Origin of the sequence: Paraburkholderia sp. BL23I1N1 (assembly GCF_003610295.1) — a bacterium.
GTDB lineage: Bacteria > Pseudomonadota > Gammaproteobacteria > Burkholderiales > Burkholderiaceae > Paraburkholderia.
Window position 1 is genome coordinate 49,919 of record NZ_RAPV01000002.1, and the last position, 25,301, is coordinate 75,219.

Here is a 25,301-nt window from a genome sequence, read left to right on the forward strand (position 1 = left end):
GATGACAGAAATTCATACGCGACGGACCGCGCCCACGACACGCGTCACGTGCAGCGCCGCGCGCGCTTGGGCAAATTGGTGGTCCAGCGAGGTCTTACCGGCGGGACGTGCCGCACGCGAGGCAAGCGGTTGCACGAGATCGAGCGCCGCGTGGCCGTTCGCATTCCCATTCGGGTTCGGATGCGCATGCGGGTGCCCATGGTTCGGTTGCGCGACGTCGTGCCCGCTGCTGCGCGCATTCGGCGCCAGCACGACATCGCGACGCGACACGTGCCCCGATGCATCGTGCAACTCCACGACGATACGCACGCCCTCCACACCCGGCGGCACCTTGCCGCGCAGCACGCCGCTCGCGGCGTCGTAGTGAAGCCAACCAGGCAGGGAGCGGCCGTTGGCCAGCTGCACCGTCACGTCGGAAGCCCCATCCCGCAGCGCCTGCGACGGCGGCAAGAGCGTCGCCACGTCGATCGAGAACGGGTCGTACTCCGGCACAGGCACGGCGATCTCCGACGCCGACATGAACATCTCCGACGACTGCGTCACGGCCAGCGCCGCATCCAGTGCGGCGGCATCGAAGCGCGACACCGTCGCGCGATCGATCAAGTAGTTGCCCGTGGGCGCGCTCGGGTCGGAAAACGTCATCGTTGGGACGACGGGCACTGAGCCGATCGGCTGCCTGCCACCGAGTTCGTCGAGTACGTCCGGCGCGCCGGTGTTGTCGGAACCCGTCGAACGCGAGGCCGACGTATCCGTCGTTGTGGTCGTGGTTGTCGCCGCCGGCAACGCCGCGGTCGGCGTGCCGCCCGAACGCCCCGTGACGATCGCGATCGTATTGGATGCCGCCACGCTCGTCTTCACGCCATCGGTGATCGTGAACGTCACGGACCGGCTGCCGCTCGCGCGGAACCCCGAGTTCGAGTACGTCACCGATTCGAGCGCGCTTTGCCATTGGGCAAACGTCGGCTTGCCGCTGCCCGTCCACGTCAACGTCAACACGCCGGAGTTCGCGTCGTAGTTCGCGCTGAAATCACTCGTTCCCGATGCATTCGCGAATGCGAGCGTGTCATGCACTGCATCGAAACCGCCGCTGATCGCGACCTGCGCCGATGTGAGCGTGGCGTTCGGATCGCGATCGCCCAGCGTCACTTGCGGTGCCACGGCCACCGGCGTCGAAACGGTCACTTGCGATGTGAACGTCACATCTCCGCTCACGGACAGCGTCGGCGTCTGATCCGTGTCGGTCACCGTCACGTTGCGTGTCTGCGCATCGCTGGCCGTCCCGTTCCGGTCCGTCACCGCGAAGCTGATCGTGCGCGTCGCGTTGTCGGGCACCACCGCGGTGTCCGTATACGTGACCGATGCCAGCGCCGAGCGCCAAGCATTCAAGGTCGCCGTACCGCCCGCCGAGGTCAGCGTCAGCACGCCCGTGCTCGCGTTGTAGCTCGCTTGAATGTTGCCCATCGTCGAGCCGTCGTTCGTGAACGCCAGCACGTCCTGCCCCGCATGGAAGCCGCCCGTGACCGTCACCGACGCAGAGGACAACGCGGTACTGCCGGCGCTCACGCTGGCGTCCGTCAACGTCAAGCCCGGTGAGACGATGACGGGCGTCGATGTGGCGTTGTCGGCGGACGTGAACGATGCAACCCCCGAGTCGGGCGTTACATGCGGACGATCGAAGAAGGCAACGGTTGCGCCCGCCGCGGCGCTCGTCTCGGTGCCGTCGTTCGTTGCGAACGAGATCGTTCGATTGCCGAAGCTCGCGCTGCTGCTCGAGAATGTGACTGCGCTCATTGCGTTCGACCATTGCGCATCGGTAGCCGTCGCACCGGTGGACGTCAGCGTCAGCACACCCGTCGCGGCGTTGTACGAAGCGGCAATGTTGCCGAAGGTCGCTTGGCTTGTATTCGTGAACGAGAGTACGTCGCCACTCACGAAGCCCGTACCGATCGATACGGCGCCCGATGCTTGCGTCGGGTTGTCGCGGTCGGTCACGCTCACATGCGGATTGACGATCGTCGGCGCCGAGCCGGAGCTATAGCTCGTCGTCCCGCTGGTTGCCGTCACGATCGGCGTTTGATCGGTGTCGGCCACCGTCACCGTGCGAGTAGCCGTGTTGCTCGTGTTGGCACTCGAATCGACTGCCGTGAAACTGATCGTGCGCGTGGCATTGTTCGGGGTCACAGCCGTGTCGGTGTAGGTCACCGCGTCGAGCGCCGCTTGCCATTCGGTAACTGTCGCCGTCGCACCCGAGGACGTCATCGTCAGCACACCCGTCGACGCGTTGTACGAAGCGGCGATGTTGCCGAACGTCCCCGCGTTCGTGTTCGTGAACGCGAGCAGGTCCTCGCCGCTATGGAAGTTGCCTGTGATTGCAACAGTGGCCGATCCGAGCGTCGAGGCGCTGGCGTCCGTCAGCGTCAAGCCCGAATCGATCGTCACCGGCGTCGAGGTCACGTTGTCGCCCGCGACGAACGCGGCCGAACCCGAGTCGGTCGTGATCGTCGGCGGCCCCAGCACATCCACCGTATCGGTCGCCGCCGCGCTGGTCTTGGTCCCGTCGTTCGTCGTGAACGAAATCGTGCGATTACCCGGCGGGGCACTGGAGCTGGCCGAGAACGTCACCGCGCTCAGCGCATTGGACCACTGCGCATCGGTGGCCGTCGCGCCCGTGGACGACAACGTCAGCACACCCGTCCCCGCGTTGTACGAAGCCACGATGTTGCCGAACGTCGTCGAATTCGTGTTGACGAACGTCAGCGTATCGCCGCTGTTAAACCCGCTGGTGACCGACACCGTTCCCGACGATTGCGTCGTGTTGTCCAGATCGCCCACCGTGACATGACCGTCGACCGTCGCCGCCGAGGTGCCGCCCACGTAGTTCGTCGTGCCGCCCGTCGTCGTCACGATTGGGGTTTGATCGGTGTCGGCCACCGTCACCGTGCGGGTAGCCGTGTTACTCGTGTTGGCACCCGAATCGACCGCCGTGAAGCTGATCGTGCGCGTCGCCGCGCTCGGCGTCACCGCCGTATCGGTGTAAGTTACCGCGTCGAGCGCCGCCTGCCATTGTGCAAGCGTCGCCGTCGCACCCGAGGACGTCATCGTCAGCACACCCGTCGACGCGTTGTACGAAGCGGCGATGTTGCCGAACGTCCCCGCGTTCGTGTTCGTGAACGCGAGCAGGTCCTCGCCGCTATGGAAGTTGCCTGTGATTGCAACAGTGGCCGATCCGAGCGTCGAGGCGCTGGCGTCCGTCAGCGTCAAGCCCGAATCGATCGTCACCGGCGTCGAGGTCACGTTGTCGCCCGCGACGAACGCGGCCGAACCCGAGTCGGTCGTGATCGTCGGCGGCCCCAGCACATCCACCGTATCGGTCGCCGCCGCGCTGGTCTTGGTCCCGTCGTTCGTCGTGAACGAAATCGTGCGATTACCCGGCGGGGCACTGGAGCTGGCCGAGAACGTCACCGCGCTCAGCGCATTGGACCACTGCGCATCGGTGGCCGTCGCGCCCGTGGACGACAACGTCAGCACACCCGTCCCCGCGTTGTACGAAGCCACGATGTTGCCGAACGTCGTCGAATTCGTGTTGACGAACGTCAGCGTATCGCCGCTGTTAAACCCGCTGGTGACCGACACCGTTCCCGACGATTGCGTCGTGTTGTCCAGATCGCCCACCGTGACATGACCGTCGACCGTCGCCGCCGAGGTGCCGCCCACGTAGTTCGTCGTGCCGCCCGTCGTCGTCACGATTGGGGTTTGATCGGTGTCGGCCACCGTCACCGTGCGGGTAGCCGTGTTACTCGTGTTGGCACCCGAATCGACCGCCGTGAAGCTGATCGTGCGCGTCGCCGCGCTCGGCGTCACCGCCGTATCGGTGTAAGTTACCGCGTCGAGCGCCGCCTGCCATTGTGCAAGCGTCGCCGTCGCGCCCGAGGATGTCATCGTCAGCACACCCGTCGCGGCGTTGTACGAAGCGGCGATGTTGCCGAACGTCGCCGAGTTCGTGTTCGTGAACGCAAGCAGGTCCTCGCCGCTATGGAAGTTGCCTGTGATTGCAACAGTGGCCGATCCGAGCGTCGAGGCGCTGGCGTCCGTCAGCGTCAAGCCCGAATCGATCGTCACCGGCGTCGAGGTCACGTTGTCGCCCGCGACGAACGCGGCCGAGCCCGAGTCGGTCGTGATCGTCGGCGGCCCCAGCACATCCACCGTATCGGTCGCCGCCGCGCTGGTCTTGGTCCCGTCGTTCGTCGTGAACGAAATCGTGCGATTACCCGGCGGGGCACTGGAGCTCGCCGAGAACGTCACCGCGCTCAGCGCGTTGGACCACTGTGTATCGGTGGCCGTCGCGCCCGTGGACGACAACGTCAGCACACCCGTCCCCGCGTTGTACGAAGCCACGATGTTGCCGAACGTCGTCGAATTCGTGTTGACGAACGTCAACGTGTCGCCGCTGTTGAACCCGCTGGTGACCGACACCGTTCCCGACGATTGCGTCGTGTTGTCCAGATCGCTGACCGTCACGTGGCCGTCGACCGTCGCTGCCGAAGTGCCGCCCACATAGCCCATCGTGCCGCCCGTCGTCGTCACGATCGGCGTTTGATCGGTGTCCGTCACCGTCACTGTACGCGTGGAGGTCGTGCTCGTATTGCTCAGACTGTCGACGACGGTGAAGCCGACTGTGCGTGTCGAGCTGCTCGGCATAACCCGCGTGTCGGAATACGTCACCGAACGCAGCGCGCTCTGCCATTGCGCAAGCGTGGCGGTGGCACCCGAGGACGTCAGGGTCAGCAAGCCCGTGCCCGAGTTGTAGGAGCCCGCGATATTGCCCATCGTCGAGCCGTCGTTCGTGAACGCCAACACGTCTTCGTCGCTTGCGAAGTTGCCGGTGATCGCGACGGTCGCGGAGCCGAGCGTCGCGACGGCGGTATCGGTCACGGTCAGCCCGGAATCGACCACGACCGGCGTCGAAGCCGTGTTATCGCCGGCCACGAACGAGGCGGAGCCCGAATCGGTCGTGACTTGGACCGGATTGACGACATTGATCGTGTCCGTCGCCGCGGTGCTCGTTTTCGTGCCGTCGCTCGTGGCGAACGAGATCGTGCGAGCGCCGTACGTCGGGCTCGTACTTGCGAACGTCACCGCCGACAACGCGTGCCCCCACTGCGCGTCGGTGGCCGTGTTGCCCGCCGACGTCAGCGTCATCACGCCCGTTGCCGCGCTGTACGAGGCGGCGATGTTGCCCATCGTCGAACCATCGTTCGTGAAACTCAGCGTATCGCCGCTATGGAAGCCGCCCGATATCGAAACCGTTCCGGACGCTTGTGTCGTGTTGTCGGCATCGCTGACCGTGACCCCGCTGTCGATCGTGATAGGCGACGTGCCGTCGCTATAACTCGTTGTGCCGCCGGTCGCATGGACAATCGGCGTTTGATCGGTCGCCGTGACGGTCACGTTTTTCGTCACCGTATTGCTGGAAGAAAAATAGGCGTCGGTCGCCAATCCGAAGCTGATCGTACGCGTAGCAGTATTCGGCGACGCAGCGGCGGTATCGGTGTAGGTCACGGCACGGAATGCATTCTGCCATTGCGTGATCGTGGCGGTACCGCTCGCCGACGTGAGCGTCATGACACCGGTGGTGGCGTTGTAAGCGGCGCTGATGTCGCCGTATGTCGCGGCACTCGTATTCGTGAACCCGAGCACGTCTTGCCCACTCGCGAAGTTGCTCGTGATGCTGACGGTGCCTTGCTTCGCAGTGGTCGCATCGCCGTCTGTCAACGTCATGCCGCTGTCGATCGCGACAGGCGTGGAGGCGACGTTATCGGCTTCGACGAAAGACGTGCTGCCGCCGCTCGCCGTCATTGCAGGAGGCGAAGAAAGGTCGACGTACGTGAAGTTATTCAGCGTCGGCGACAGGTAATAGCCATCCGTCTCGACGAACCTCAGGCTCGTGATATTGGAAAACGCAGGATTGGACGATACGTCCACATGGAACGTGCCGCCGTTGCCGGCGGGATTCAGCGAGACCGTGCCGACGACAACGCCGGATGCGTTGAGCGCATCGAGTCTGACCGCCCCGTCGAACGTGTCGAGATCGAAGCTCTGAATGGCCATCTTATCGCCGTTTTGCAGCGATATCGTCATCGTCGTCAACGGAGTGCCTTGCACGTTGCCGACTAGCACCCCGTCGCTCGGCCCCGTGCTCAATGCCGGCGCACCGCCTTGATTGATAGTGGTACTGTCGACGGAAAACTCGGAAGCCTGGTCCATCGTGTAGGTGATGCCATCCAGCGAAAACGATGTGACACCGGCCGCGCCGCCCGTCGTGTCGAAACCGAGGTGGCCGTCGTACGTTTCGTCCGTCACGCTCAGCAACGCGCCATATTGCTGTTCCGCAGCCGTCGAAAAAATCACCGGCGTGTGCACGGTGCCCGCGTCGTACTCCAGCGTCCAATCGCCGCCCAGCGCCGCCGCGCCCGTCGCATCGGTCGAGGCCGCCACGTTCAGACCGGATATCGAGGCGATCTGCTGCACGAGCGCCTTGCCGTCCGCATTTTGCGCGACGTCGCAGCCGTAGATCAGGAAATCCCCGCCGGGCTTCATCGCCGCACCGATCTGCGCAAGCTCCGCGCTATACGCCGACAAGTCGCCCTGATTGAGCCAAGTGCTGCCGATCTGCACGTTGCCGTCGGACCCGTGCGAGACGAGATGGATCGCGCCGACCCCCGGATGCTGCTCCAGATACTGTTCGATTTGCACGAGGCCGTCTTTCGTCGAATCGAGGATGACGACCTGCGTGCCCTGCGGCAGACCCGAGACGAGTGTTTGATACCCGGAGACGTTGGAATTGACGAAGACGACCTGGCGATCGGTACTCTGAGCCACCGTAGCGGTGAAGCCGTGTACCGCGCGCATCGCCGACGCGTCGGCAACGCCGGCCGCGCTTTCGCCTGTTACAGCCGCCGTATAGCCGTGCACCGCACGGGTCGATGCCGCGGCGTTGACGCCCGCATGAGACGCGTGCGCCGCCGCGCCCGAGCTGTGTCCCGCCGCCGCGTCGCCCGAGGTACTCGAGGCGGAGGTGTCGGCGCTCGCATGATGCTGAGCCGCGACGGCCGCCGCTCCGATCGAGGCGGCCGACGCATCGTAGACGATGCGCGGCTCGAGCGCGACGATGAGCGGCGCAGGCATCGCAGCGCCCGCGTTGCGCGGGCGGGCTGCGGGCGCGCGCAGGGCGGCGGTAAGCTTGGAAAGGCTGCCGGCGAATGTCATCGCTTGTCGTCCCTAAAAGCGTGCCTTACGGCACGCGTTCATCACCCGCGCGGGGGGAAAACCCCTTGCAGCGCAATGATGAAGTTGATGCCGAGGTACGGATTACGCAGAGAAAACGGCAGACTGCTACCGGTCATGCTGTTTTGAACCGTGGGAGCCGTACCGCTCAACGTCGCGTTAAACGGCTTGAGGGTCGTGTCGGCTGTCGCGGTGCTATAGATTTCGCCCGGCCGCCCGCCGGCGCTGATCGGCCCCAACACGGATGTATTGCTGGGCGCCGCGGTTTGAGTACCCGAAGCCGTCGATGTCGATGCCGGGATCGCGATCGAGGCCGTCCCGGCGCCGCCCGACACCGTCGCCGTATGCGTATGCTGCGGCAGATTCTCAATCGTCAGCGAAGCATTCTCCGTCCCGCCGGTCTCGCCGATGTCGATGGGCGAGAGCCCCAGACCCTGCCCCATGCCCACGGGCGAGCGGCCTTGCAGATCCGGCAGCTGGTAGTTCGACACCCCGTTGCCGCCGAAGAACGTGCCGAGTAGCGAGAACAACGCCTGGTTCTGCGAAATCGGCATCAACTGGCCCTGACACTGCGCCCAGCCCCTCGGTGCGAAATTGAAGCCGGCCATGCGGATTTCGCCCAAAAACGGATCGCTCATCGAAGGTCTCCTGTCGAAGAAAAGAAAAACGCCTACGTCACATCCGGCGAGCCGGCTGCTTTAGCCAGCTCGTCGGTACGGGTATGCACGACGACAGTGAGCGTCGATCGTCCGTCCTCGGTGGGCCGTGTCGGCGTGGCGAGCAGATCCCACGCACGTCCCACGGGTGAACCAATGCGATAAACGTCCTGCGCAAGCGAAACGCCTGCGGGCAGCTCGAACGTGGCCGCGTAGCAGACAAAACCGCCGTTCATAGGCACGCCAGCAGGCGCGTGCGAGAGCACCGCCTCGACGGACTGCCCGTTGGCAGCACCAAAGGTGAACCGTTGCCCGATCGCCTCGAGCAATTCGGCATGGGTAGGGATGGATAGCAAACAAGCCCCCGCTCGTTGTTCGATTTGTGTCTCGCCGACAGCATCGGCCATGGTCTATGTTATTGCCGCCTTATCTGAGCGGCCCGCCCGAGAGCGAACCGCCACCTGAGCGTCGGCCCGCTACCGCGTGCCTTCAGCCTCGTGGCCAAGCCCATCGACACTTGCCACGTCCACGTCGCCGAACGGCATGACGGGCCGCCGCATCTGGATGTAGATTCCGTTCTCGCCTACCGGCTCGAAATCAAGCCGTCGATACAGTCCTTGCACCGGGTTGTTCATCTCGACGTACAGCACGACGGGCACCGCGCGGGCCGCAGCCCGCGTCACGAACGCTCGCAGGAGCCGCGTGCCGATGCCGGCGCCACGATGAGCGGGCAGCAGCGCGATGTCGATCAAGCGCGCCTCGCTGCCGTGCCAGTCGTGATAAAGACGACCGACGGCGCGCTCGCCCAGCACGACCACGTCGAAGCGGCCGTGCGGGTAATGCCGACGGTAATACGTGTCTTGCATGGAAAATTGCTCGGCCAGCAGCGAGACAATGCGCTCGGGACGCCATCCCGTCCGCGCGAATTCGTCCGCGCGGGTGCTTTCGAACACCTCGCGAAGGAAAGCGCGATCGCACTCGGAAGCAGACCGCAGGCATAACCGATCACCGCCCTCTTCGATACTACGCCGCCCGGCATCTGGCCTCGCCTCGGCGCTATCGGCCGTCTGAGTTCGCATTTCCTTTCGCAATCGAAGGCGATCGAGCGATGAAAACCGGTTCGATCCGCACGTGAATGTCAAGAATTGTCAAGATCGACAATGGCGTTGTGGATATTAGTCTAGAGAATGAGCACTGGCAATCGCGTCATGCATCCTGCTGCTACGGAAATACCCCGATCCGGATGCTGGCCGGGGAAGGCAAAAGCATCGAATACATTGCCGCGCTGTTCAGAATCTCGCCGCTGGTCGTGCGCCGGCGTCTGAAACTGGCGAATGTCTCGCCAAAGCTGCTCGAGCTGTTCCGCAACGATGAAATGAAGATCGAGCAGGTGACGGCTCTGGCACTAGGAGTCCGCGCGGCAGACAGAATTTGAGCCTCCGGAGTTGACGCCAGATCGGGCGGCGTCAACTGCGATTGCAGTTTTGCCCGCCAGTGCGCGCAAAAATGGTTTGCCCGGGGGCGAAATCAGGCAAACTTGCCCCCTTCCGGGCTTACGCAAGTTTCATTTTCGACATTCTGCGCAGGTTCAGCGCCACGCAGACGAGCTTCCACTCGGCCTGAGCCTTGGCCAGTCCGCGCATGCTGAATTGTCGAAATCCGAGAACGCTTTTTACCCAGGCATTCGGCGGTTCGGACAGCCATTTGCGCTTTCGATAGGCCGCCTGAGTTTGCGCAGAAGTAAACTTTTCTGCCATCGCGGCGCACAGCGGGCGCTTCAGGGCATCGACCCTCACATCTTTCTTGCCCTCGCGTCCGGGCGCCACAATCAGCTCGGCGGGATGCTCGCGCAATTGCTCGAACGTCGCTTCCGACCGGTAGCCCGCGTCGGCAAGGACTTGCCTGGGATTGGCGCCAGCGTCACGCAGCACGGCAGCAAGAACGCCTGGCAACTGGCCGCTGTCGGCGGCACTGTTACCCAGTTCGGCCGCGACGATGATGTGGGCCGTGTCGTCGACGGCAGCCTGGGCATTGTAGGAATAGTCGAAGCCGCCGCCGGCGTGCTTCATGATCCGGCTTTCCGGGTCAGTAAAATTCTCCTGGGCGTCGGGCTTGGGCTCGCCGAACCTGTACTTGAAGCGCGACTTCTTTTTCGGCTTGTCGCCGCCGTCCGGCGGCGTGTCGTCGTCGCTACGACCACGCGCGATATCGGCCTGGCGCTGGCGCTCTTCCAGACGCGCACGCGCAGCACGGATGACCGCAAGCCGGTCCTCGCGCCGCGTGATCTCGGCCGGAATATCGAGTTCAGGCTCGTTCTTCTCAGCGTCATCGGCCACTTTCGCTTTTGCCAGCAGCGCATCGATCTGTTCTTTCAGTTCAAGCTCGGCTTTCTTCATCCGGTCGTAGCTCATCGCCTTGTGGCGCGAGGCATTGGCCTTGATCTTCGTGCCGTCAACGGCAATCGTCCCGAGCCTGATCAGTCCGCACTCCCTGGCCAGTTTCACCACCTGCACAAACAGGTCCGACAGTTCTTTGAGGTGAAAGGCGCGGAAGTCGCACAGCGTCCGGTGCGCCGGATAGTTGCCCGCCGCCAGGACCCGGAACGCGACATCCTCATGCAGCTTCCTGGCCAGCTTGCGCGACGAGAACACGCCGGTCGCATAGCCGTACACGAGCACCTTCACCATCATCGCCGGATGAAAGGGCTGGTTGCGCTGACCACCGCCGGCATACCGCGCATGGAAAGCGGAGAGGTCGAGTGAGTCCACCGTGTCGCTGATGTAGTAGGCAAGGTGCCCTTCGGGCAGCCAGTCTTGCAGCGCGTGGGGCAGCAACATCTGCTGCTGCGGCTCGTAGGGGAGATAGCTTGTTGTCATCTGCTAACAACGTTTACCCTGCCCGACCGGATGACATCAGACTTCTGCCGCGCACGCTCCTAGCTGACGAGCACGACCTGCAGGAACGTGTCTGGTCGGATGCGAAAGAGGACTGGCAACGCGAGCCGCCGCTTCTATGACGTGGATGGACACCACGGAGCTGATTGGCAAATTGAACCGCACGGTGCGCGGCTGGGCGAACTACTTCAAGGTAGGCACGGTCAGTCGAGCATATCGGGCGCTCGATAGCTACACCAGCGCGCGGTTGCGTCGGTGGTTACGTACCAAGCGCAAGGTAAGACGTCGCAGGGGCGGGAGCTATCCAACCTCGCACCTCTACGGGCACTTCGGTCTCGCTCGTCTACAAGGGCCTTGGAAGTGACTTGCCGAGTACGAAGGCGTGATGTCTTGTCCGAGAGCCGGATGCGGGAGATCTGCATGTCCGGTTCGATGCGCGGGGTGCGGAAACGGGGTTAAGGCCAGGATATTCGGGCACCGCCAGACGAAAGAGGCGGAAACAGACAAGCTGAACCTAATGCTAAGTGTTCACGAAAATCTGATTTGAAAATCTGAGCCGAATCCGTCGAGCAGTTTTTTGACCTCGGCATCGATGGTTTCCTTGGTCCAGGTGACGAAGCCGCGCCAGTGATACTTGGCGTGCTTCCAGAGGATTTCGATGAGATTCAGTTCGGGGCTGTAGGGCGGCAGATAGAACAGCACCATGCGATGTTCGAGAAACCATCGGTCGATTGTTTCCTGATCGATGTTGTGATGGATCGAGGCGTTGTCGAGCACCACTACGGTCGTCAGACCGGGCGTGCTTTTCCGCGCGATCTGCTCAAGGAATTGCACGACATCGGGGCGTTTGATCGTGGTCTTGCTGGTGTGATACGTCAGCAGGTTGGCGCCGAAATCCAGTGCACCAAGGACGGAGCGTTTGCAGTGCGGTTGCGGGAACACACGATGCGGTTCGCCGATGGGCGACCAGCCGCGCTGCACCGGGGGCGAAGCACTGAACCCCGATTGATCGAAGTAGAACAGCTGGCACGCACCGTCGAGTGCGGCCTGCTGTAGCTTCGCGAGGGTGGAGGCCTTCACGGCGAACTCCTCGGGGCTACGCTTTTTTTGAGCGAATAGCGACCACGCTTGTAGGAAAACCCCGCTCGTTTGAGCGCAGTCGACAAGGTATCCAGGCGGCAGGGAAACTGCACACCATGAGCTTCTTCAACGCGCTGCGCAATCTGTCTGAGCGTCATCAATTCGACGCTGGCCGCCTCGATGGCGGTGGCGATCATGGCTTCAGACAACGAACGGGGACGTCCGCCTTTATGACCGACCAGCAGCCCACATATGCCGGATTCCCGCCACGCGCGCGCCCAGTTGTAGACCGACTGCCCGCTCACGCTGAGCTGCGCAGCCACTTCAGTCAGTTTGATCTTGCGGCCGAGCATCATCACGCCCGCGGCCCGGATGCGCATGTCGCGATGCTGGTGGTTCAACGACATCTGTTGCAAGGTCTTTTCCTCGGCTTCGCTCAGCTCTACAACACACTTCATCTGGACTCCGGCGCAATGGGTTCGCCGAAGTTAACAAAATTCAAACGCGTTTACCAGCAACACTTACCGCGCCACAACTCGACTCTACCGGGTTCTGCCCGATGCAGATTGCATATCCACGCTTTGCTCCTCGGCGGGGGGGGCGGCGATACTCGACCCAAGGCAGCCCGTGGCTATCTGTAAAGCGGCCGTTCAACGGTCGATTTTCCGGGCTACACCGTATATGAAAATGATATTGCGCGTCGCATCGGACATTTCAGCCCCAAGGCTGAGGAAGGCGCCGTGGTTGTAGGTCGGAAGAACCAGAAGGCTTTCGTCGAATACATTCGATGAGGGCGAGAGGCCTCGAGGTTTGTTAAGTCGCGGCGTGGGGCCGGCCGTACGGGCTTTGCGTTCCTCTATCAAGGCCGACGGTCTCTTCCACTGCATGCACCCGGCGGTTCAGACCTTGGTTGCAATGCGCGAAAGTGCATTGTTACGCATCTTGTTCCTATAGTTATTGTCATTAAGCGTAGACGTGAAGCGAGTTTGCGAACGTATATCTTAGTTGCATTTCATTCAATTTTGCTGAACAGATTTTAACCGCGAAGGTGGGCGCAAGCTCGATGATTCACCTGGCCAGCCGAGGTTTGGCTCGCTGCGTCGACGCCCGATGCGAGGGAGGCGAACACTTCGCCGAACCCGCAGTGGATGCTCTCGCCGTTGAGCAGTTCGTCCAGCACCGCGAGAGCCGGTATCGATGTCGAACTAGACTTGCTTCGAGCGGTCCTGCCAACGCTATCGAATTGCCGCCATTTTAAGAAAAAGGCCGGATATTGAGCATACGGTGCCGTGCGCTATCGGCCGTTTCGGAGCTATACACTGGCGACCGAAGCGAGCAGGCGCATCGAACATGAGTGAATTCACTGACGAACACATAGCGAACCTCTTGTCGTTTGCGGCCATCACGGATGAGCCGCCGCCAGAGATTGAAGCGGTCAGCCATGACCGGTGCATCATCCCCATCAAGCCCGAGAACATCGAAGCGTGGTTCAATCCGAGCGCGTCGAGCCTGGCAGCGATGTACGCCATCCTCGATGACAAGGACTGGCCCTATTACGAGCACAAGCTCGCAGCGTGAGAAGGGCGACACGCCATCTGCATCTCTCCGCATGCGCCGAAGCGGAGACTTGGTGGTGTATTAACTAAAGCCCCCTGACAGTTACGGTGCTCCGCCAGACTGCAATGGCAGGACCTCAAAGCACTCGAACGGAATGATGCCGTTGAACCAGATGGCACGGGCTTCGGGGCGTAAATCGGCACCTCTATCATAGTTACGTAAGATGCCGTTCACCTCGAGAAACGGCTGAGCAAGCAGCGAGAAGAAACCGTCCTCTAACGAAGGCTGTTCGCGCAAACGAAGCAGATGTCCGGGCGTTGCCGGCGCGCGCTCCAATCTACCGAGCGCATGAGCGGTATCGCCATCGTGAAATCGAGCTATCGATTCAAGTGCCTCGGGCGCGAACTGCTTCGAGAACTGAAGCATCGCACGCAACTTCCTGTTTGGTTCGGATGTTTCGTTCAAACCGGCCAAGGCGTCGTCCTGCGTGAGAGACAGGAGCACGCCGCTGTAATGCGGAGGTGCGAGAGACAACTGCTCCCATAGGCTCAATTCGAGCGGGTAGTAATCCCCATGCGTGCGGGTGAACCGGCGAGCCGTCTCCTCAAGTGCCGGTGCCATTCGCTCCTGCAGGCGCCCAATGAGCTTGTGCACGGTGTAGTCCGCGAGCGCGTTCGCTCGCAGGCCTTTTTTGCGCAGCACATCGAGCGGTGTGTGCGTGAGGTGGAACACCACCGAGTTCTCCGCGGTTGGTGATGCACTGAAGGGTTCTGTTGGCGCGCAGACGTCTGCCGTTCCTCACGAAAATTGCTTCTTCCTGAGCGTAGACGACGCTCCAGATGTCGCGACGCAAGGCTGAGTCGAGATTCATGGCGTTCACCTGCACCTCAATTGACCGTTGACGTGCCGCGACCACGAGATGCGGATATTTGTCGCCGGCATTCTTCGCAAGCTGCGCGCAATCATCGCGAGTTTTCAGATACGACACGCGTTTGCGGTCCTCAGGACTCAGGTTCTCAAAGCTGTTCATCTGACTATCTTCAGGCGGTTACCAGTTGATTGCGACCGATTCGGCGCCGCGACGCTTTAGCTCCGCGACGATTTCTTCCACCGAGGCATCTTTCAGGCACACCTCGTCCTGCGATGTAGCTGACTCTGCCGCCTCGATGTCAACCGGGAACAGTGCCGCGTTGAGCTTCTCCCAAGTGGCGTAACTGGGCAGAGTCGCGTCCGCGCTATCCGCATTTTCATAGCGAGATGGCATTACGGCATGAATGCCAGCGCGGCGGGCAAGCTCGCGATACGAAAACCGCATGTTTTCGCGCGCTGCTTTCAAAGCAGACCGGAAGCTCGGGTCGGTGACAGGCGGAAGCTGTCTCGTCATCGTAACTACCTCCATACATAGAGAACCGTCATTGTATGCCGATATATACGATATGTATACTTGTAGCTACGTTTTGAAACCCTCTCGTGTTCTTGGCCCGACCAATCGGGTGCGCCCCGTTGCGCCTAGGTGCCCGAGCCTGCGAAGCCCTCGAGATCGACAGGATCCTTGCGTCCGACGAACTGGATCTGTGTGGCGAGGTAGTCAGAGATGGCGCCGCCCGGCGCGACCCATTGACCATCAGACGGAAAGTAGTAATGCGGCGAATGAATGACGGGAAAGCCGCACTCCTTTGCACATTGCAGCAGCTGCTCGAGATGATCGTGAACCTTGTTAGCTTTCAGGCTCTCTTCAATCATCGGGTAATAACTTCCCGTTTCCGAAAGGAATTCGTTCTGGATGTCCGCCAGCACGAGAGCCGTGTGGTGCCGATCCAGTTGCATCGCGGGATTGCGGTGAGTGAACGTAAACATGTGCAAGCTCCTGAGAAACGACTAATTACCGAAAGCAGGATCGCCAGAAATTAAAGACGTCAGTTTCTGCCGGAATGATTAGGCGAAAACCGTGCCGGCCCCCGTGATATCGAGAGTCCCATAGCAATCCAGTAAGGGCGAGTGTTTACACTCCGCAAGCAAAAAAGCCTGGAGAGTCCTTGACGAATTGGATGCCATGGGGGAGACTTGAGTTGATGACTCGGTTCTCCTTACGGCGATCCGGAAAAGCGAGAGGTTGGCGCCTCTCGTTTTTTTTCGTCCGCTATTTAATTAAATAAGTTTTTACTTACATTGCGAGCCTTCTGATCGATAACATCGCCACGTACGCCGACAGTATTAATTCATTACTTTTTGTATTGTAATCAGCGGCTTGGGTGCTTGATTACGGTACTGAATGTTAGGCCCCAAGGGCTCGTCTGTCGAGCCCTTCCGGACATAAAGCGCTTTTTTTCACCACTTGAGGAGTGGTCATTGGTTCCAAGAGGCCCCGGCCCACGGTATGTGCTTTTGTTCGAACAATCGCAGCGGGATAAGCCTCAGCGAGACTTTTTCCGAGAGATATGCGTTTCTGTTGACGCAAAGATATGCGCTTCTGTTCGAACGTCACACATCTGTTCGCACCAAATGAAAGCGTACCGCCAATTTCTCTCACTTGAGAGTAGTTCAGGTAAATCAACGACTTGTGTTTGGCAGGCATTTCAAAAAATTGCCGAGCGCCCCCCCGCAGCCACCAAGATTCGCAAAAAACCTCCTTCTACCAATGAAAGCGTTCTGCGCTCCGTCAATGCTGGCTTCCAGCTAAATTCAACCCCTCGCTCAACTTCGACTGCGTCGCCGTTTATAGCCGGCCCCGCGCCTCCTCGTCCGGCATCCAGTTCGCCTGCGTCCACAGGCTAAGATACTGAGGGGGCTCCTCTACGGCCTCAACGTGACGCGCGACGCAAAGCAATGAAAAAACTATCAAATCTCAACCTGCAGAGTTCCGTGGCCGCAATGGTCGTTAGCGCGCAGACTCCGTAGAGAGCGCCCGCTCCATCAGTTTAGAATCACGCGCGACGGAGTTGCGTTTGAGGCAACTCCCCCAAACGCAACGCTCTCGCTAGAAATTGATGTCGATAACGCGGCGGCTACCGGAGCGAGTCGGTGGCTCTGCCACCGCCGGCACACGGGCGTTGCTGTCCAGCGCTGACGTCTTCTGCGCCGAAGCTAGCACCGCGCGAGTGTGAGCCGCGCTGGCATGTGCCTCTGCAGTTTTGCGAGCCCTTCTGTTGTTGACTGTCGGTGGCAGGCCTTCTGTTGCCTCCATTCGCCTCTGCGTCGCCTGCGAGACACCGCCTCGTTTGACGGCCTGCTCGACGGTGGGATGCAACCGGTTTTTGTCTCTCTGTTTTTCGAGGTCCGCTAGGTCCCGCATCTGGATGTAGTCACGCAAGTCGGGAATTGCGATGCCAAACTTCTCGAGGGTCTGCTCGGAGGGCCCCAGTTCCACGAGATAGCCATCATCGTCCCACAAAGCATGAAGCTTGGAAGTGAACAGCTCGTAGCCCTTAATCGGCATCGAACTCCCATTGTGCGTGGCTTCGTGCTCAATCGCTCTAATTCGAAGTTCGTCACAGGTGAACTCTCTCTTGTCAAAGCTAACAATTCCGCTCGGCGCCGTCATGTCGGGAGAGAACGGCTTAGCGAGTCGGCGGATTATCGCTTCCTCCGTAAGGTCCCACGCAGCATCACCAGCCCGCATCGCTACATTGAACAGAAACATATGCTTCGGCACCGGCGGCACCTCGGCTTCCGCCATCAAGCGAGTCCGTGCTCGACGCATGTCTGAGTTCAAGTTATGCCTGCTTATTGCAGTGAGAAGCGCTCGCATAAATTGCTCAAGCGTCAACTTTGCACTCGCCACCGCTTTCCTCAGCTTTTCTCGATTGCGCTTGCGCGCCGCGTCCTTCTCTGGGCCTTTTCCTTTGACCGGCTCGCCATGCGTCGAGCCAATGATGTCAGCGACTTCTTCCTGAAAAAAATCCATCGTCTGCTCGACGTCACCCTTTGCCTGCGGCTTTCCCGGCTCGGCCATAAGCAGTCGCTGCCGCATCCCACTGACAATGGCGCGATGCACTTTTTCCGAAATGCCTGGACCGCGGTCTACGAAAATCGCACTCGGACAACCGTAGACCATCCCATCTAAGTGAGAGACACGCCATCGTGCGAGTTCGTCCTCCTTGTCCGTACATGCACTAAAGACACACGCCAGGTAGGAGTTGGCGTCCTCTGGCCGGTAGGTCACATACCATCCGATAATCGCACGGCTTGAACGGTCAATCGCGAGAAGCACCGTCGGCTTCAATACGCTGTCGATGCCAACAATTGAGTCGCCGAAACGAATGAAGCAGTCGGCCACGGTGCCGTCAATATCCACCACATTGAGGTCCCCGTTCGCAATCTGCGCTGAATAGCCTCGCCCTCGCGCGGAGCTTCGGAGCAGCGCCAACTTCGCCTTCTCCTCGTGAAAGATTGGCGTGACCTTTCTTATAGTGTTTCGCTCGCTCGGCAACGTCCGCGGGTCGACAGCGAATGTTTGTTTCTTGCCGTCGGCATCACGGTTGTGTCCCACCTGGCTCCGCAGAAAACCTCGTGCAATGTCCGTAATGGTAGCTCCGGGAACGTGTGCTTCGCGCCTTACGTACTTCTTCAATCTCTCGAATAGGTACACCGGAAACTGCATCCGTGAGAGATGTGTCGACGGGTCGATAACTTCTGCGAACGTCTTCCGACCCGACTCAATAAGGGTACCGTCAGCACGTCTCGCTCCGAGGCGCTCGACGCCTTCGCCACCTTTGTCCCAGTCTCGAGGCGCCTGTGCGAACTCGTGCCCCCCATAGAAAAGAAAGTGCTCGTAATATTTACGTACCGACTTTTCCGTAAAGCCGAACTTTCTCGCTGCATTGGCGACTGCCTCAGAATAGGTCTTTTTGTCCTTGAATGGGCTATCCCCATAGACACGAACAATATGTGACACGACGTCATTCTTTTCCCGTAGCGCCTCTTTATCCTCTTTGTCTGCGAGCGAAAATTTCGACATACCTTTCGGTATCCCGCATTCGTCGACACGCCACGCGAGTTCCCGGTCCCTGAGGTTCCGCATCACTTCGATAGGGAACTTCATTCGATATTTCATCGTATCGGGGTCTTTGTGGAATGTAGCGACGCCGTTCTCCACATAGCCCAGTCGTACCAGATATACGTATGCGTTGTCTTCTCCTAGATACCTAGCGAGCAAGTGCGGGCCCTTAGGAAGCACCACGGTCACATTTGAGAACTTGCGAAATAGCGTAATTTTTTCTGTTGCCGGATTCGGACAATTCATGATGATTCTCGATGCAACTCGAAGCGTGCCTCAGTTCGATTTCGGGCGAACGAAATTTAGCGGCTCTCCGAGTTCGTAGCTGAAACGAACATCCCATTTGAGGTGGCCGAGGAAAAGAGCGACGGCAAGCATCCGGAAGGATTTTTCCTTGTTCCACCCACGCCGTTTGCCTAGCATAGAAACGACACGTTCGGCGTTGCCGCTAGCTCTCGTGGCGAGAAGGTCCTGCGCGAACGGCCCAGCGACTCCACCAAGCCCCCCAATCTCGTCTAGCTCCACATGTTGCATGTGCGAAAGCATCCGCAGATAGCTCCAGTATTCAAGCTCCGTGACGCTCAGTTCGGTCATGATTTCGTGGGTCGCACACCATTCCGCCGCCCCCTTTTTCTCGCGTTCGTGTCTTGCCCTAACTTTGGGAAGTGAAAGATGCTCATGCGGCTTTGCCGAAACAGCGTGGTAAATCAGATACGGCACTCCTGGTATCCTCAACGTGAGCATGAAGTCGATTGTTGCTAGCTCGTTCCGAGGGAACATGCGGTCTGCCCGACAGTACGCCAGAAACGCTTCTCGATTCCATTGCGGGTACTGCGTTCGTATCTCGACGACGAAGGGACACATTTCGAAGTACACCAGAAGGCGTGCTTCGAGGTGGGAATGACACGCAACCTTGCCGCCGGCCTTAAAGCTGAAGTAATAGCCAGCGATACCCACGCGGCTGTCGCTTGCCTTTTTCCAGCACTCGAACTTCGTGGCGCTCAACACACCACGTGGGTCAGTTTCGGGGAGAACGATTGGCCATTGAAGAACAGGCCAGCCGGCAAGCCGGCGAAGCTGGAATTCCTGACCTGTTCGCCCATCTTCCTCGACGTCACGCTCGTCGATTGCAAGACTCTTCGAAATGGTGACACTCATCGACCATGGATGCCACTCCGTCACCCGCAACCCGCTCGCGATAGCAATACCGCGCAAGAGCTTGCCTCTAGCGCGCGAAAACGACAGATGCGAGCAGTCACCGTTCAGTCTTTGTTTTTTTCTATCCATTCTCTAGCCCTACAGATGCGTTTGGAAAAGGCATTTTTTGAGCGACCTTCGTACGTCTTACGAGTAGCCCATTTCGAATCTTTATCGACCTTCTTCGCTAGCGACGTATGCAACTCAATCTGTCGGTCACGCCAGGTCTCGTACTTATCGGCGCATTGGTCCAACAGCGATTCAAGTTCGGGCGTGCCTGTTCCTCGCTTGTATGCCGACTCGCTGCCTGTCTCGCTGAGGAGAAACGCTCGCGAGATGCGACGCCTCGGGTCGTGGCGAATGGTGTCCTCATAGCGTTGTCGCACCAGCTCCATTTTTTTCGCCTCAAGCGTCTGCTTTCGCGCGACTACCTTTGGCAAGGCAGACTTTCTTGATTGCGACGGTAAGTTCTCGTCGAACCAATTTCGGTCGTAGTGGAATGCAAAGAACGCTAGCTTCTGGCCATCCGGCAGGTCGATAATGCTGTTACGCGTAAAGGTCGGTGTGAGGGTCTTTCCGGCCAGAATTGCAGAGCGACACTGTTCGCGGTAGTGCTCCATCTCGACCGCATCAAGCTGCTCGAAATTGCGACGCCATCGCTCGATTTTTTTATCCGGTGTCCGACGCACGTACTTCGGCGGAATTCGAGCTTGGGCGTCGTATTCCTTGGGGCTGACCTCACGAGCGTTCACTTCATTCAGAAAGTCGTGCCATCCTCCGAATAGACTCCATATAGCCGCGATGTTCTGGACTGGGTTTATCAGAGGTCCATCAGACGCCTCATGGCCAGTGACCCGAACGAAGGTATGTCCCGCAAAACCGAGGAGCGGAGTCAACTCGGCCCCCAATCGCCACTCGAGGTTCTCCTGTGCCACCTGATGATAGTCACGGCGGTCGGACGTATGAGCGATGTGCCGAATCTTTCGCCGAAGAATCGGCCCCGTATTTTCTGCGAGTGCCGATGTATCAATGTGACCTTCGAGCACTTCCTGCGCCATCTGCGCAATGGCGACTGCCGCTTCCACGCTATCGTGGTTTGTCATTCTGCCAAGGGCACGCAGTTCATCACCGCGCGGGCATTGATGTCGAGGATGCCATGTCGGGGGGCTTCTGCGATGGCTAACGTCACGACCAGGAGCGAATGTCATAAGCGCCTCCTTGTGCTTCGGACAGTAGCGTATCGATGGCATGAGATGAAGGCGATGCCAGATAGCGTGTCCATGCGTCGCAAAGTCAGACTCCATGCAGCTCCGACAGATTTGCAGGCGACCACGGAGAACTGCCTTGTGCTTTGGCACATGGCTTATCGAACCCGGCAGGGTGCCAAGTCGATACTGTTCAAGCAACGCCTGGCTCTTCGACTCGGGAAGAAATGCGCTGTTCAGGCGGTAGCGCGTGTGATTCATAACGAGCGACTCCCAGCCCGGCAAGCTCCCCGGAAACAAGCTCGCTATTCCTTCAATATTTGATGGGTGTACGAATGCTGGTCTATGGTGGACCTTGTCCATCACTGCCATCACGCCACGGTGATTGTTCACGTCGCTCAACTCAGCCTGCCGCACCACAAATCCAGTGAAATCCTCTTCATGCTTGATACCTGTCCCGTGAAACAAATTTACCGTGCTCATCTTTCACTGTTTGTGCTTCGTCTTGTCGACGAGCTTCCCAATTTTTTAGTGTTGTTTGTCGCAGCTTTACCGCTCGTGCCATGCGCCAGTGGCCTACACGAGCGCTCGCTCCTTGCCGTGTCCCCCATTCCACACGAGCGGCGATATACCCATCGCGAGTTTGTGAGAACGCTTGCGTCGCGATGCTCGGCAAGGATGAGGTCAGTGCGTACTCGCTGATGCCCAGTAGTTCGCGAAGTCGATATGCACTTCGCCGCATAGGAGGGCCTTCGAGGGAAACGAGATGTGATTCAGCAGCATCGATTGCGCGAGCTAACGCTGAAAGTCCTGCATGAGGCCTGGATGCGGGCGCCGTCGAGTGTTTGGTCTGTTTCGTGCGGCGTTGCCGCTTGAGCCACTCGGGCGCATTCCGACGCAGCAATGCGAATGCCGCCGGTGCCAAATCCCGGAGTTGAGTTTGCGTGGCGTCCGGATGCTCGCGGCGCAGCTTCAGCCAGAGCGACTTCGTTTCATCAGTCGAACGTGTCAGGTATGTCCGATAGTGCGATTCGACGGATGGCATTGCGGCGAGTACGCGATATACGGAACTCGTAGACATGCCTGTGGCAAGCGCGATGTCCTGCGGGCGCATGCCAGTAACGAGAAGTCGCTGAATGTTGGCCAACGTCGCATCGGCCAACTTCGACGGGCGCGCATCGATAGGTATTCCTGAGCAGCGACAGAGGATGGTCAGCGCGTGTGCGCTCGTGCCTAGCTCATTGGCAGCAGAAACAACTGTCCCGTGCTGCAACAGTGCTGCTCTCGCCTGGTCGACCGAGAAGCACTTTACGTCCCGATGAGTGCGGTCCGCGCCGGACGGGTGCGGGCACTCACAGTGCTGGCTGAACCATCTAAGCAAAATACACCACACCGGGTGTATCGCGCGGTGGTCACGCATGAGGGTGCGAAGCGCCGCGTCGACATAGTCGGGCGTCGAGACGAGGGTGTCCAGCCGAGAGTCGTCGAAAGATTCTCGATAGAAAGCCTCGAACGTTGAGATGAGTTCCGAAAGCCGAAGGCGGCCGCTGTTCATCAACCAGCGCGCATCTCGCAGGGCGTCAATCACGCCAGACTTGCCGTATTCAGTCGCTGCCTCCATACCCGCGACGCACGTGTCGGAGCGCTTCGCGAACTCGATGGCGTTCCGGAGTTTCACAGCCGAACGAGCACAATGACACTGCGCATCAAACAGTGGCTCCTGCGTCAATGATGTTCTGAGCCAGCAAAAGTGGACCGGGCACGCTGCAACAAATGGAGCAACGTTGCGACGGTGCGTGAAGGAGAAACCATGTTGGTCCTGCGCCTCCTCCGCACACTCGGGGCACAAAAAAAATGCTCGTTCAGACGGCGCCAGCAGGACAGGCAGCCTTGACGACCGAATCGGTCCTTTGCATGGCGCTCTCAGCCGCCTTTTCTGCTCGGATTGTCGCTCCTTCGGCACCCCTAGCAACTCATAGGCAAGCAGCGTGTGTTTCGCCTCAAGCTCGTTTCGGTCGCCGAACAGGTACCCAATGCGAGCCTGAAATTCATCTAACCGGCTTGGCATACCATCTAGGCCAATGCCCCTCGTGAGCAACTGCCGGCTAATCTTGCGAAGCGTGCTATCGCCGGCGAAGTCCGCAGTTCGCCGCAGCAGCGAGTTTACGGTCTCACCATCGGGGAAGGGGGTTATCAACACCCTTGAAGGGAGATACTCAGACATGGCCGCCTCCGAGCCTGGGCCGGGTCGGAAGTCCCGCGAGAATAGTGCCGGCGCCAAAGGGCAAGTGGTCGAGGTATAGTTTGACAGCGGGACGTGATATCGATGCGGGGTCCTCCACGTATGCTGCAATGGCCCTACAGGCAGGCTCATATGTTTGGAGCTGCGCTTCGAAGATTTCCGCGACCACCTCCTTCGAGGGGCCGCCGTTTTTCAGCAATTCCGGCTCCCATGCGAGACGTTCGTGGAGTGCACGAAAACCTGCAGCTAGCCAACCGATACGACCACGACAGACTTTGAAAGTCCACTTCGGCAAACCATGCGGCATCTCGAGAAGCGGCGAAAGCAGCCCTGCTTTCCAGAACCACAGATTGAATTGGTACCAAAAATCCAGTTTGTCGAGGTCATCCGCGGTCACGTCATGCAGGCTGCGCCCGCAGAGAATGGCTTCGATGTTGTCTGGGGGGGCGGCCATCGGCATAAAGGCGAAAATTCGGCCACTTAGCACAGCGTCGACGTCCGAATCCAACTGCTTCGCGCCGGCCATGAACACGTCCGTGCATGAAAGCAGAAGCGGGATGTTCGTGTGCCCCTGGAGTCGGCACAAAAACTTGAGAATGTCGCGAATTTGTCCTTTAAGACTTTGAGCGTTGGCACCGTCAATGACGAACAGACCCACGTTCAATAGAACTGACGCTGCAATGACTGCGGACGCTGCACTCTTTCCGCGCATTTTCCGAAATACGGGGGCGAGGCTCGCTGGGTCTTTAATCTCCGATACGAACTTCTCTCGAATCTGCTCAAGCAGTCCCTTCAGCGTTCCGCAGCTGGGCCACTGCAAAACCACAATGGGGAAGTACCAGACGAGCTTGATGTCGGCCAACGATGACGCCACCACACGAAACGGTGGTCCAAAAAGATTGCGCAGGCGCTGTATGTATGCCGTCCGGCCCGACTGGGAGCAACCAGTTATGACGAAATTGACGCCGGTGAGCGTATCGAGGTTGTCGCGACTCGGAATGGAGCCCCGTCCTTGGACCGCTTGTTGGAACGAATAGAAATACCGGCGGTACCTCGGATTGGTAATGCATTTGTCCTGCATGCAGTCGACGTAAGCCGAGACGAGCGTGTACGTGTACCTCACAATGTCCTCGGTTGCGAGATACCCCTTGTCGAACTGCGTCATTGCTCGAATCTTCGCTTCAGGGCCGGCCTTCCACAAATCCCTGTCTTCAGGGACGAGCCTCTTGCGCAACCGCTTGAGAACGGCCGCCTTACTCGGCGCATGCGCGAACTCTGGTAGCTCCGAGGTCTGGCAGACGTATGACTCAAGGCTGTCAGCCTGCATGACTACCAACCCGCGGCGGAACACCGGCCACGTGGGTACTTCGATGAGTTCCATCATCCACCCGCCCGAATGTCACAGGCAACGGTGCGACAGAACCACGCATCGAGAGTCCGACCGCGATTGGCGGACCATGGCGTGGCGTCGAAGGCCACGCTATGGTGCTGCGGCGTTGACCGCTCCTTACGGCCGGACGATGGAGGGGCTGGAGAACGGATTGCGGGACAAAGAGCGGCGCAGAGAAATGCGCTCTCAGGTCTCTCCGTGGACGATGCAGATGGCGTAGTCGGACCCAGACAGCATCGGTCCGTGCCGGAAAGGATTGGCGTCGACATAGAAATCTCACTGTTTGAGGTGCGTCCGCGACGTCTTCAAAAGCGTCCGGACAGGGGTTGACACGACGCACCCAGTGTGAGAATCTACGCGCGCGTAAGCGGTGGAATGTCTCTCTTGGGATGCGCCATCTAACGGAGGCTCGGGCTGCAACCCTCGCCTCCGTTTTTCATTTGGGCATACGATGCCGATGCGTGACTGCGGTGTTACGCCTCCTTAACTGGATAAAAAGCTCGATTCGTCGGTCGCCCGCACGGTGACTTGACAAATTCGCATTTAAAGTATACTAGCTGCCATATTCCCGGTGCCGATGGTACTTGACGCCCGCCCACATCGCAAGACCCCTTAGTTCCATCTCCTTTTCGTCTCGAATTGCCGCACGCTCGCAAGCGAGCGTCACAGGTTTGGCGTTGACATCCCTACGACGCATCCGGGCCTCTGCAAGACGGAACCGGTGCCGCCTCTCAGATACGAGCAAGCTCGTAGTTGACACGCCTGGTACAATTCCCGCAGCGCACTCGCTCACATCGCGA

17 protein-coding genes and 1 pseudogene are annotated in these 25,301 nt (G+C 59.7%); 3 read left to right on the top strand and 15 right to left on the bottom strand.

Features of this window, described 5'->3' with window-relative positions:
* Window positions 1-12: 12 nt before the first annotated feature.
* The 4 genes from B0G76_RS32775 to B0G76_RS32790 form a co-directional block, all read right to left on the bottom strand.
* The gene (locus tag B0G76_RS32775) at window positions 13-7,266 is read right to left on the bottom strand and encodes a DUF4347 domain-containing protein (protein WP_120296994.1); all 7,254 of its coding nucleotides are present in this window, start codon (window positions 7,264-7,266) and stop codon (window positions 13-15) included.
* Between the two features lie 41 nt (window positions 7,267-7,307).
* Entirely contained in the window at window positions 7,308-7,922 is a 615-nt protein-coding gene (locus B0G76_RS32780) for a phage tail protein (protein ID WP_120296995.1), read from the bottom strand.
* 32 nt (window positions 7,923-7,954) lie between these two features.
* Window positions 7,955-8,296 carry a DUF6916 family protein gene (locus B0G76_RS32785; protein ID WP_147394116.1) on the bottom strand — a complete coding sequence of 114 codons (342 nt, stop codon included), beginning with the start codon at window positions 8,294-8,296 and terminating at the stop codon, window positions 7,955-7,957.
* Window positions 8,297-8,416: 120 nt separating this feature from the next.
* Window positions 8,417-9,019 carry a GNAT family N-acetyltransferase gene (locus B0G76_RS32790; RefSeq protein WP_120296997.1) on the bottom strand — a complete coding sequence of 201 codons (603 nt, stop codon included), beginning with the start codon at window positions 9,017-9,019 and terminating at the stop codon, window positions 8,417-8,419.
* A 56-nt stretch (window positions 9,020-9,075) separates the two neighbouring features.
* Here B0G76_RS32790 and B0G76_RS42615 point away from each other — a divergent pair, with 56 nt between their 5' ends.
* Window positions 9,076-9,375 (top strand): hypothetical protein, encoded by a 300-nt coding sequence (locus B0G76_RS42615; RefSeq protein WP_147394117.1) that lies wholly within the window; start codon window positions 9,076-9,078, stop codon window positions 9,373-9,375.
* Between the two features lie 118 nt (window positions 9,376-9,493).
* Here B0G76_RS42615 and B0G76_RS32800 read toward each other — a convergent pair whose 3' ends face one another.
* Window positions 9,494-10,816 (bottom strand): IS1182 family transposase, encoded by a 1,323-nt coding sequence (locus B0G76_RS32800; protein WP_120289662.1) that lies wholly within the window; start codon window positions 10,814-10,816, stop codon window positions 9,494-9,496.
* Window positions 10,817-10,961: 145 nt separating this feature from the next.
* Here B0G76_RS32800 and B0G76_RS32805 point away from each other — a divergent pair, with 145 nt between their 5' ends.
* Window positions 10,962-11,198, top strand: a complete 237-nt coding sequence (locus B0G76_RS32805; protein WP_259460955.1) for a group II intron maturase-specific domain-containing protein — start codon at window positions 10,962-10,964, stop codon at window positions 11,196-11,198.
* A gap of 164 nt (window positions 11,199-11,362) precedes the next feature.
* Here the strand turns inward: B0G76_RS32805 and B0G76_RS32815 are convergent, their stop codons facing one another.
* Both B0G76_RS32815 and B0G76_RS32820 read right to left on the bottom strand, forming a co-directional pair.
* Window positions 11,363-11,914, bottom strand: a complete 552-nt coding sequence (locus B0G76_RS32815) for an IS630 family transposase (protein WP_120289909.1) — start codon at window positions 11,912-11,914, stop codon at window positions 11,363-11,365.
* Entirely contained in the window at window positions 11,911-12,372 is a 462-nt protein-coding gene (locus tag B0G76_RS32820) for a helix-turn-helix domain-containing protein (RefSeq protein WP_259460622.1), read from the bottom strand. Before B0G76_RS32820 ends, B0G76_RS32815 begins: the two co-directional genes overlap by 4 nt.
* A 922-nt stretch (window positions 12,373-13,294) precedes the next feature.
* Here B0G76_RS32820 and B0G76_RS32830 point away from each other — a divergent pair.
* A pseudogene (locus B0G76_RS32830) lies at window positions 13,295-13,492 on the top strand (hypothetical protein); the annotation flags it as partial.
* An 81-nt stretch (window positions 13,493-13,573) separates the two neighbouring features.
* Here B0G76_RS32830 and B0G76_RS32835 read toward each other — a convergent pair.
* The 8 genes from B0G76_RS32835 to B0G76_RS43115 all read right to left on the bottom strand — a co-directional run bounded on the left by B0G76_RS32835 (window position 13,574) and on the right by B0G76_RS43115 (window position 24,495).
* Window positions 13,574-14,125 carry a hypothetical protein gene (locus B0G76_RS32835; protein ID WP_147394118.1) on the bottom strand — a complete coding sequence of 184 codons (552 nt, stop codon included), beginning with the start codon at window positions 14,123-14,125 and terminating at the stop codon, window positions 13,574-13,576.
* A 394-nt stretch (window positions 14,126-14,519) separates the two neighbouring features.
* Window positions 14,520-14,870, bottom strand: a complete 351-nt coding sequence (locus B0G76_RS32840; RefSeq protein ID WP_259460901.1) for a helix-turn-helix transcriptional regulator — start codon at window positions 14,868-14,870, stop codon at window positions 14,520-14,522.
* A 110-nt stretch (window positions 14,871-14,980) separates the two neighbouring features.
* A complete protein-coding gene (locus B0G76_RS32845; RefSeq protein WP_259460902.1) occupies window positions 14,981-15,328 on the bottom strand; it encodes an isochorismatase family protein in 348 nt (115 codons plus the stop codon).
* 1,120 nt (window positions 15,329-16,448) lie between these two features.
* A complete protein-coding gene (locus B0G76_RS32850; RefSeq protein WP_120297001.1) occupies window positions 16,449-18,713 on the bottom strand; it encodes a DDE-type integrase/transposase/recombinase in 2,265 nt (754 codons plus the stop codon).
* Window positions 18,714-18,743: 30 nt separating this feature from the next.
* Window positions 18,744-19,754: a hypothetical protein gene (locus tag B0G76_RS32855; protein ID WP_147394119.1), complete on the bottom strand. Its 1,011-nt coding sequence runs from the start codon at window positions 19,752-19,754 to the stop codon at window positions 18,744-18,746.
* A complete protein-coding gene (locus B0G76_RS32860; RefSeq protein ID WP_120297003.1) occupies window positions 19,730-21,352 on the bottom strand; it encodes a TniQ family protein in 1,623 nt (540 codons plus the stop codon). Before B0G76_RS32860 ends, B0G76_RS32855 begins: the two co-directional genes overlap by 25 nt.
* Window positions 21,309-23,093, bottom strand: coding sequence for a TnsD family Tn7-like transposition protein (locus tag B0G76_RS32865; protein WP_183082251.1), 1,785 nt, complete (start codon window positions 23,091-23,093; stop codon window positions 21,309-21,311). The genes B0G76_RS32860 and B0G76_RS32865 overlap by 44 nt, the downstream gene beginning before the upstream one ends.
* Window positions 23,086-24,495 (bottom strand): hypothetical protein, encoded by a 1,410-nt coding sequence (locus tag B0G76_RS43115; protein WP_183082252.1) that lies wholly within the window; start codon window positions 24,493-24,495, stop codon window positions 23,086-23,088. Before B0G76_RS43115 ends, B0G76_RS32865 begins: the two co-directional genes overlap by 8 nt.
* Window positions 24,496-25,301: the final 806 nt, after the last annotated feature.

Excerpts from the sequence above, each read along its gene's own strand:
- B0G76_RS32790 (WP_120296997.1), bottom strand. The coding sequence starts at position 9,019 with ATGCGAACTCAGACGGCCGATAGCGCCGAGGCGAGGCCAGATGCCGGG.
- B0G76_RS32780 (WP_120296995.1), bottom strand. The coding sequence starts at position 7,922 with ATGAGCGATCCGTTTTTGGGCGAAATCCGCATGGCCGGCTTCAATTTC.
- B0G76_RS42615 (WP_147394117.1), top strand. The coding sequence starts at position 9,076 with ATGTCAAGAATTGTCAAGATCGACAATGGCGTTGTGGATATTAGTCTA.
- B0G76_RS32805 (WP_259460955.1), top strand. The coding sequence starts at position 10,962 with ATGGACACCACGGAGCTGATTGGCAAATTGAACCGCACGGTGCGCGGC.
- B0G76_RS32800 (WP_120289662.1), bottom strand. The coding sequence starts at position 10,816 with ATGACAACAAGCTATCTCCCCTACGAGCCGCAGCAGCAGATGTTGCTG.
- B0G76_RS43115 (WP_183082252.1), bottom strand. The coding sequence starts at position 24,495 with ATGATGGAACTCATCGAAGTACCCACGTGGCCGGTGTTCCGCCGCGGG.
- B0G76_RS32820 (WP_259460622.1), bottom strand. The coding sequence starts at position 12,372 with ATGAAGTGTGTTGTAGAGCTGAGCGAAGCCGAGGAAAAGACCTTGCAA.
- B0G76_RS32865 (WP_183082251.1), bottom strand. The coding sequence starts at position 23,093 with ATGTCTGAGTATCTCCCTTCAAGGGTGTTGATAACCCCCTTCCCCGAT.
- B0G76_RS32850 (WP_120297001.1), bottom strand. The coding sequence starts at position 18,713 with ATGAATTGTCCGAATCCGGCAACAGAAAAAATTACGCTATTTCGCAAG.
- B0G76_RS32840 (WP_259460901.1), bottom strand. The coding sequence starts at position 14,870 with ATGGAGGTAGTTACGATGACGAGACAGCTTCCGCCTGTCACCGACCCG.
- B0G76_RS32845 (WP_259460902.1), bottom strand. The coding sequence starts at position 15,328 with ATGTTTACGTTCACTCACCGCAATCCCGCGATGCAACTGGATCGGCAC.
- B0G76_RS32855 (WP_147394119.1), bottom strand. The coding sequence starts at position 19,754 with ATGGATAGAAAAAAACAAAGACTGAACGGTGACTGCTCGCATCTGTCG.
- B0G76_RS32775 (WP_120296994.1), bottom strand. The coding sequence starts at position 7,266 with ATGACATTCGCCGGCAGCCTTTCCAAGCTTACCGCCGCCCTGCGCGCG.
- B0G76_RS32860 (WP_120297003.1), bottom strand. The coding sequence starts at position 21,352 with ATGAGCACGGTAAATTTGTTTCACGGGACAGGTATCAAGCATGAAGAG.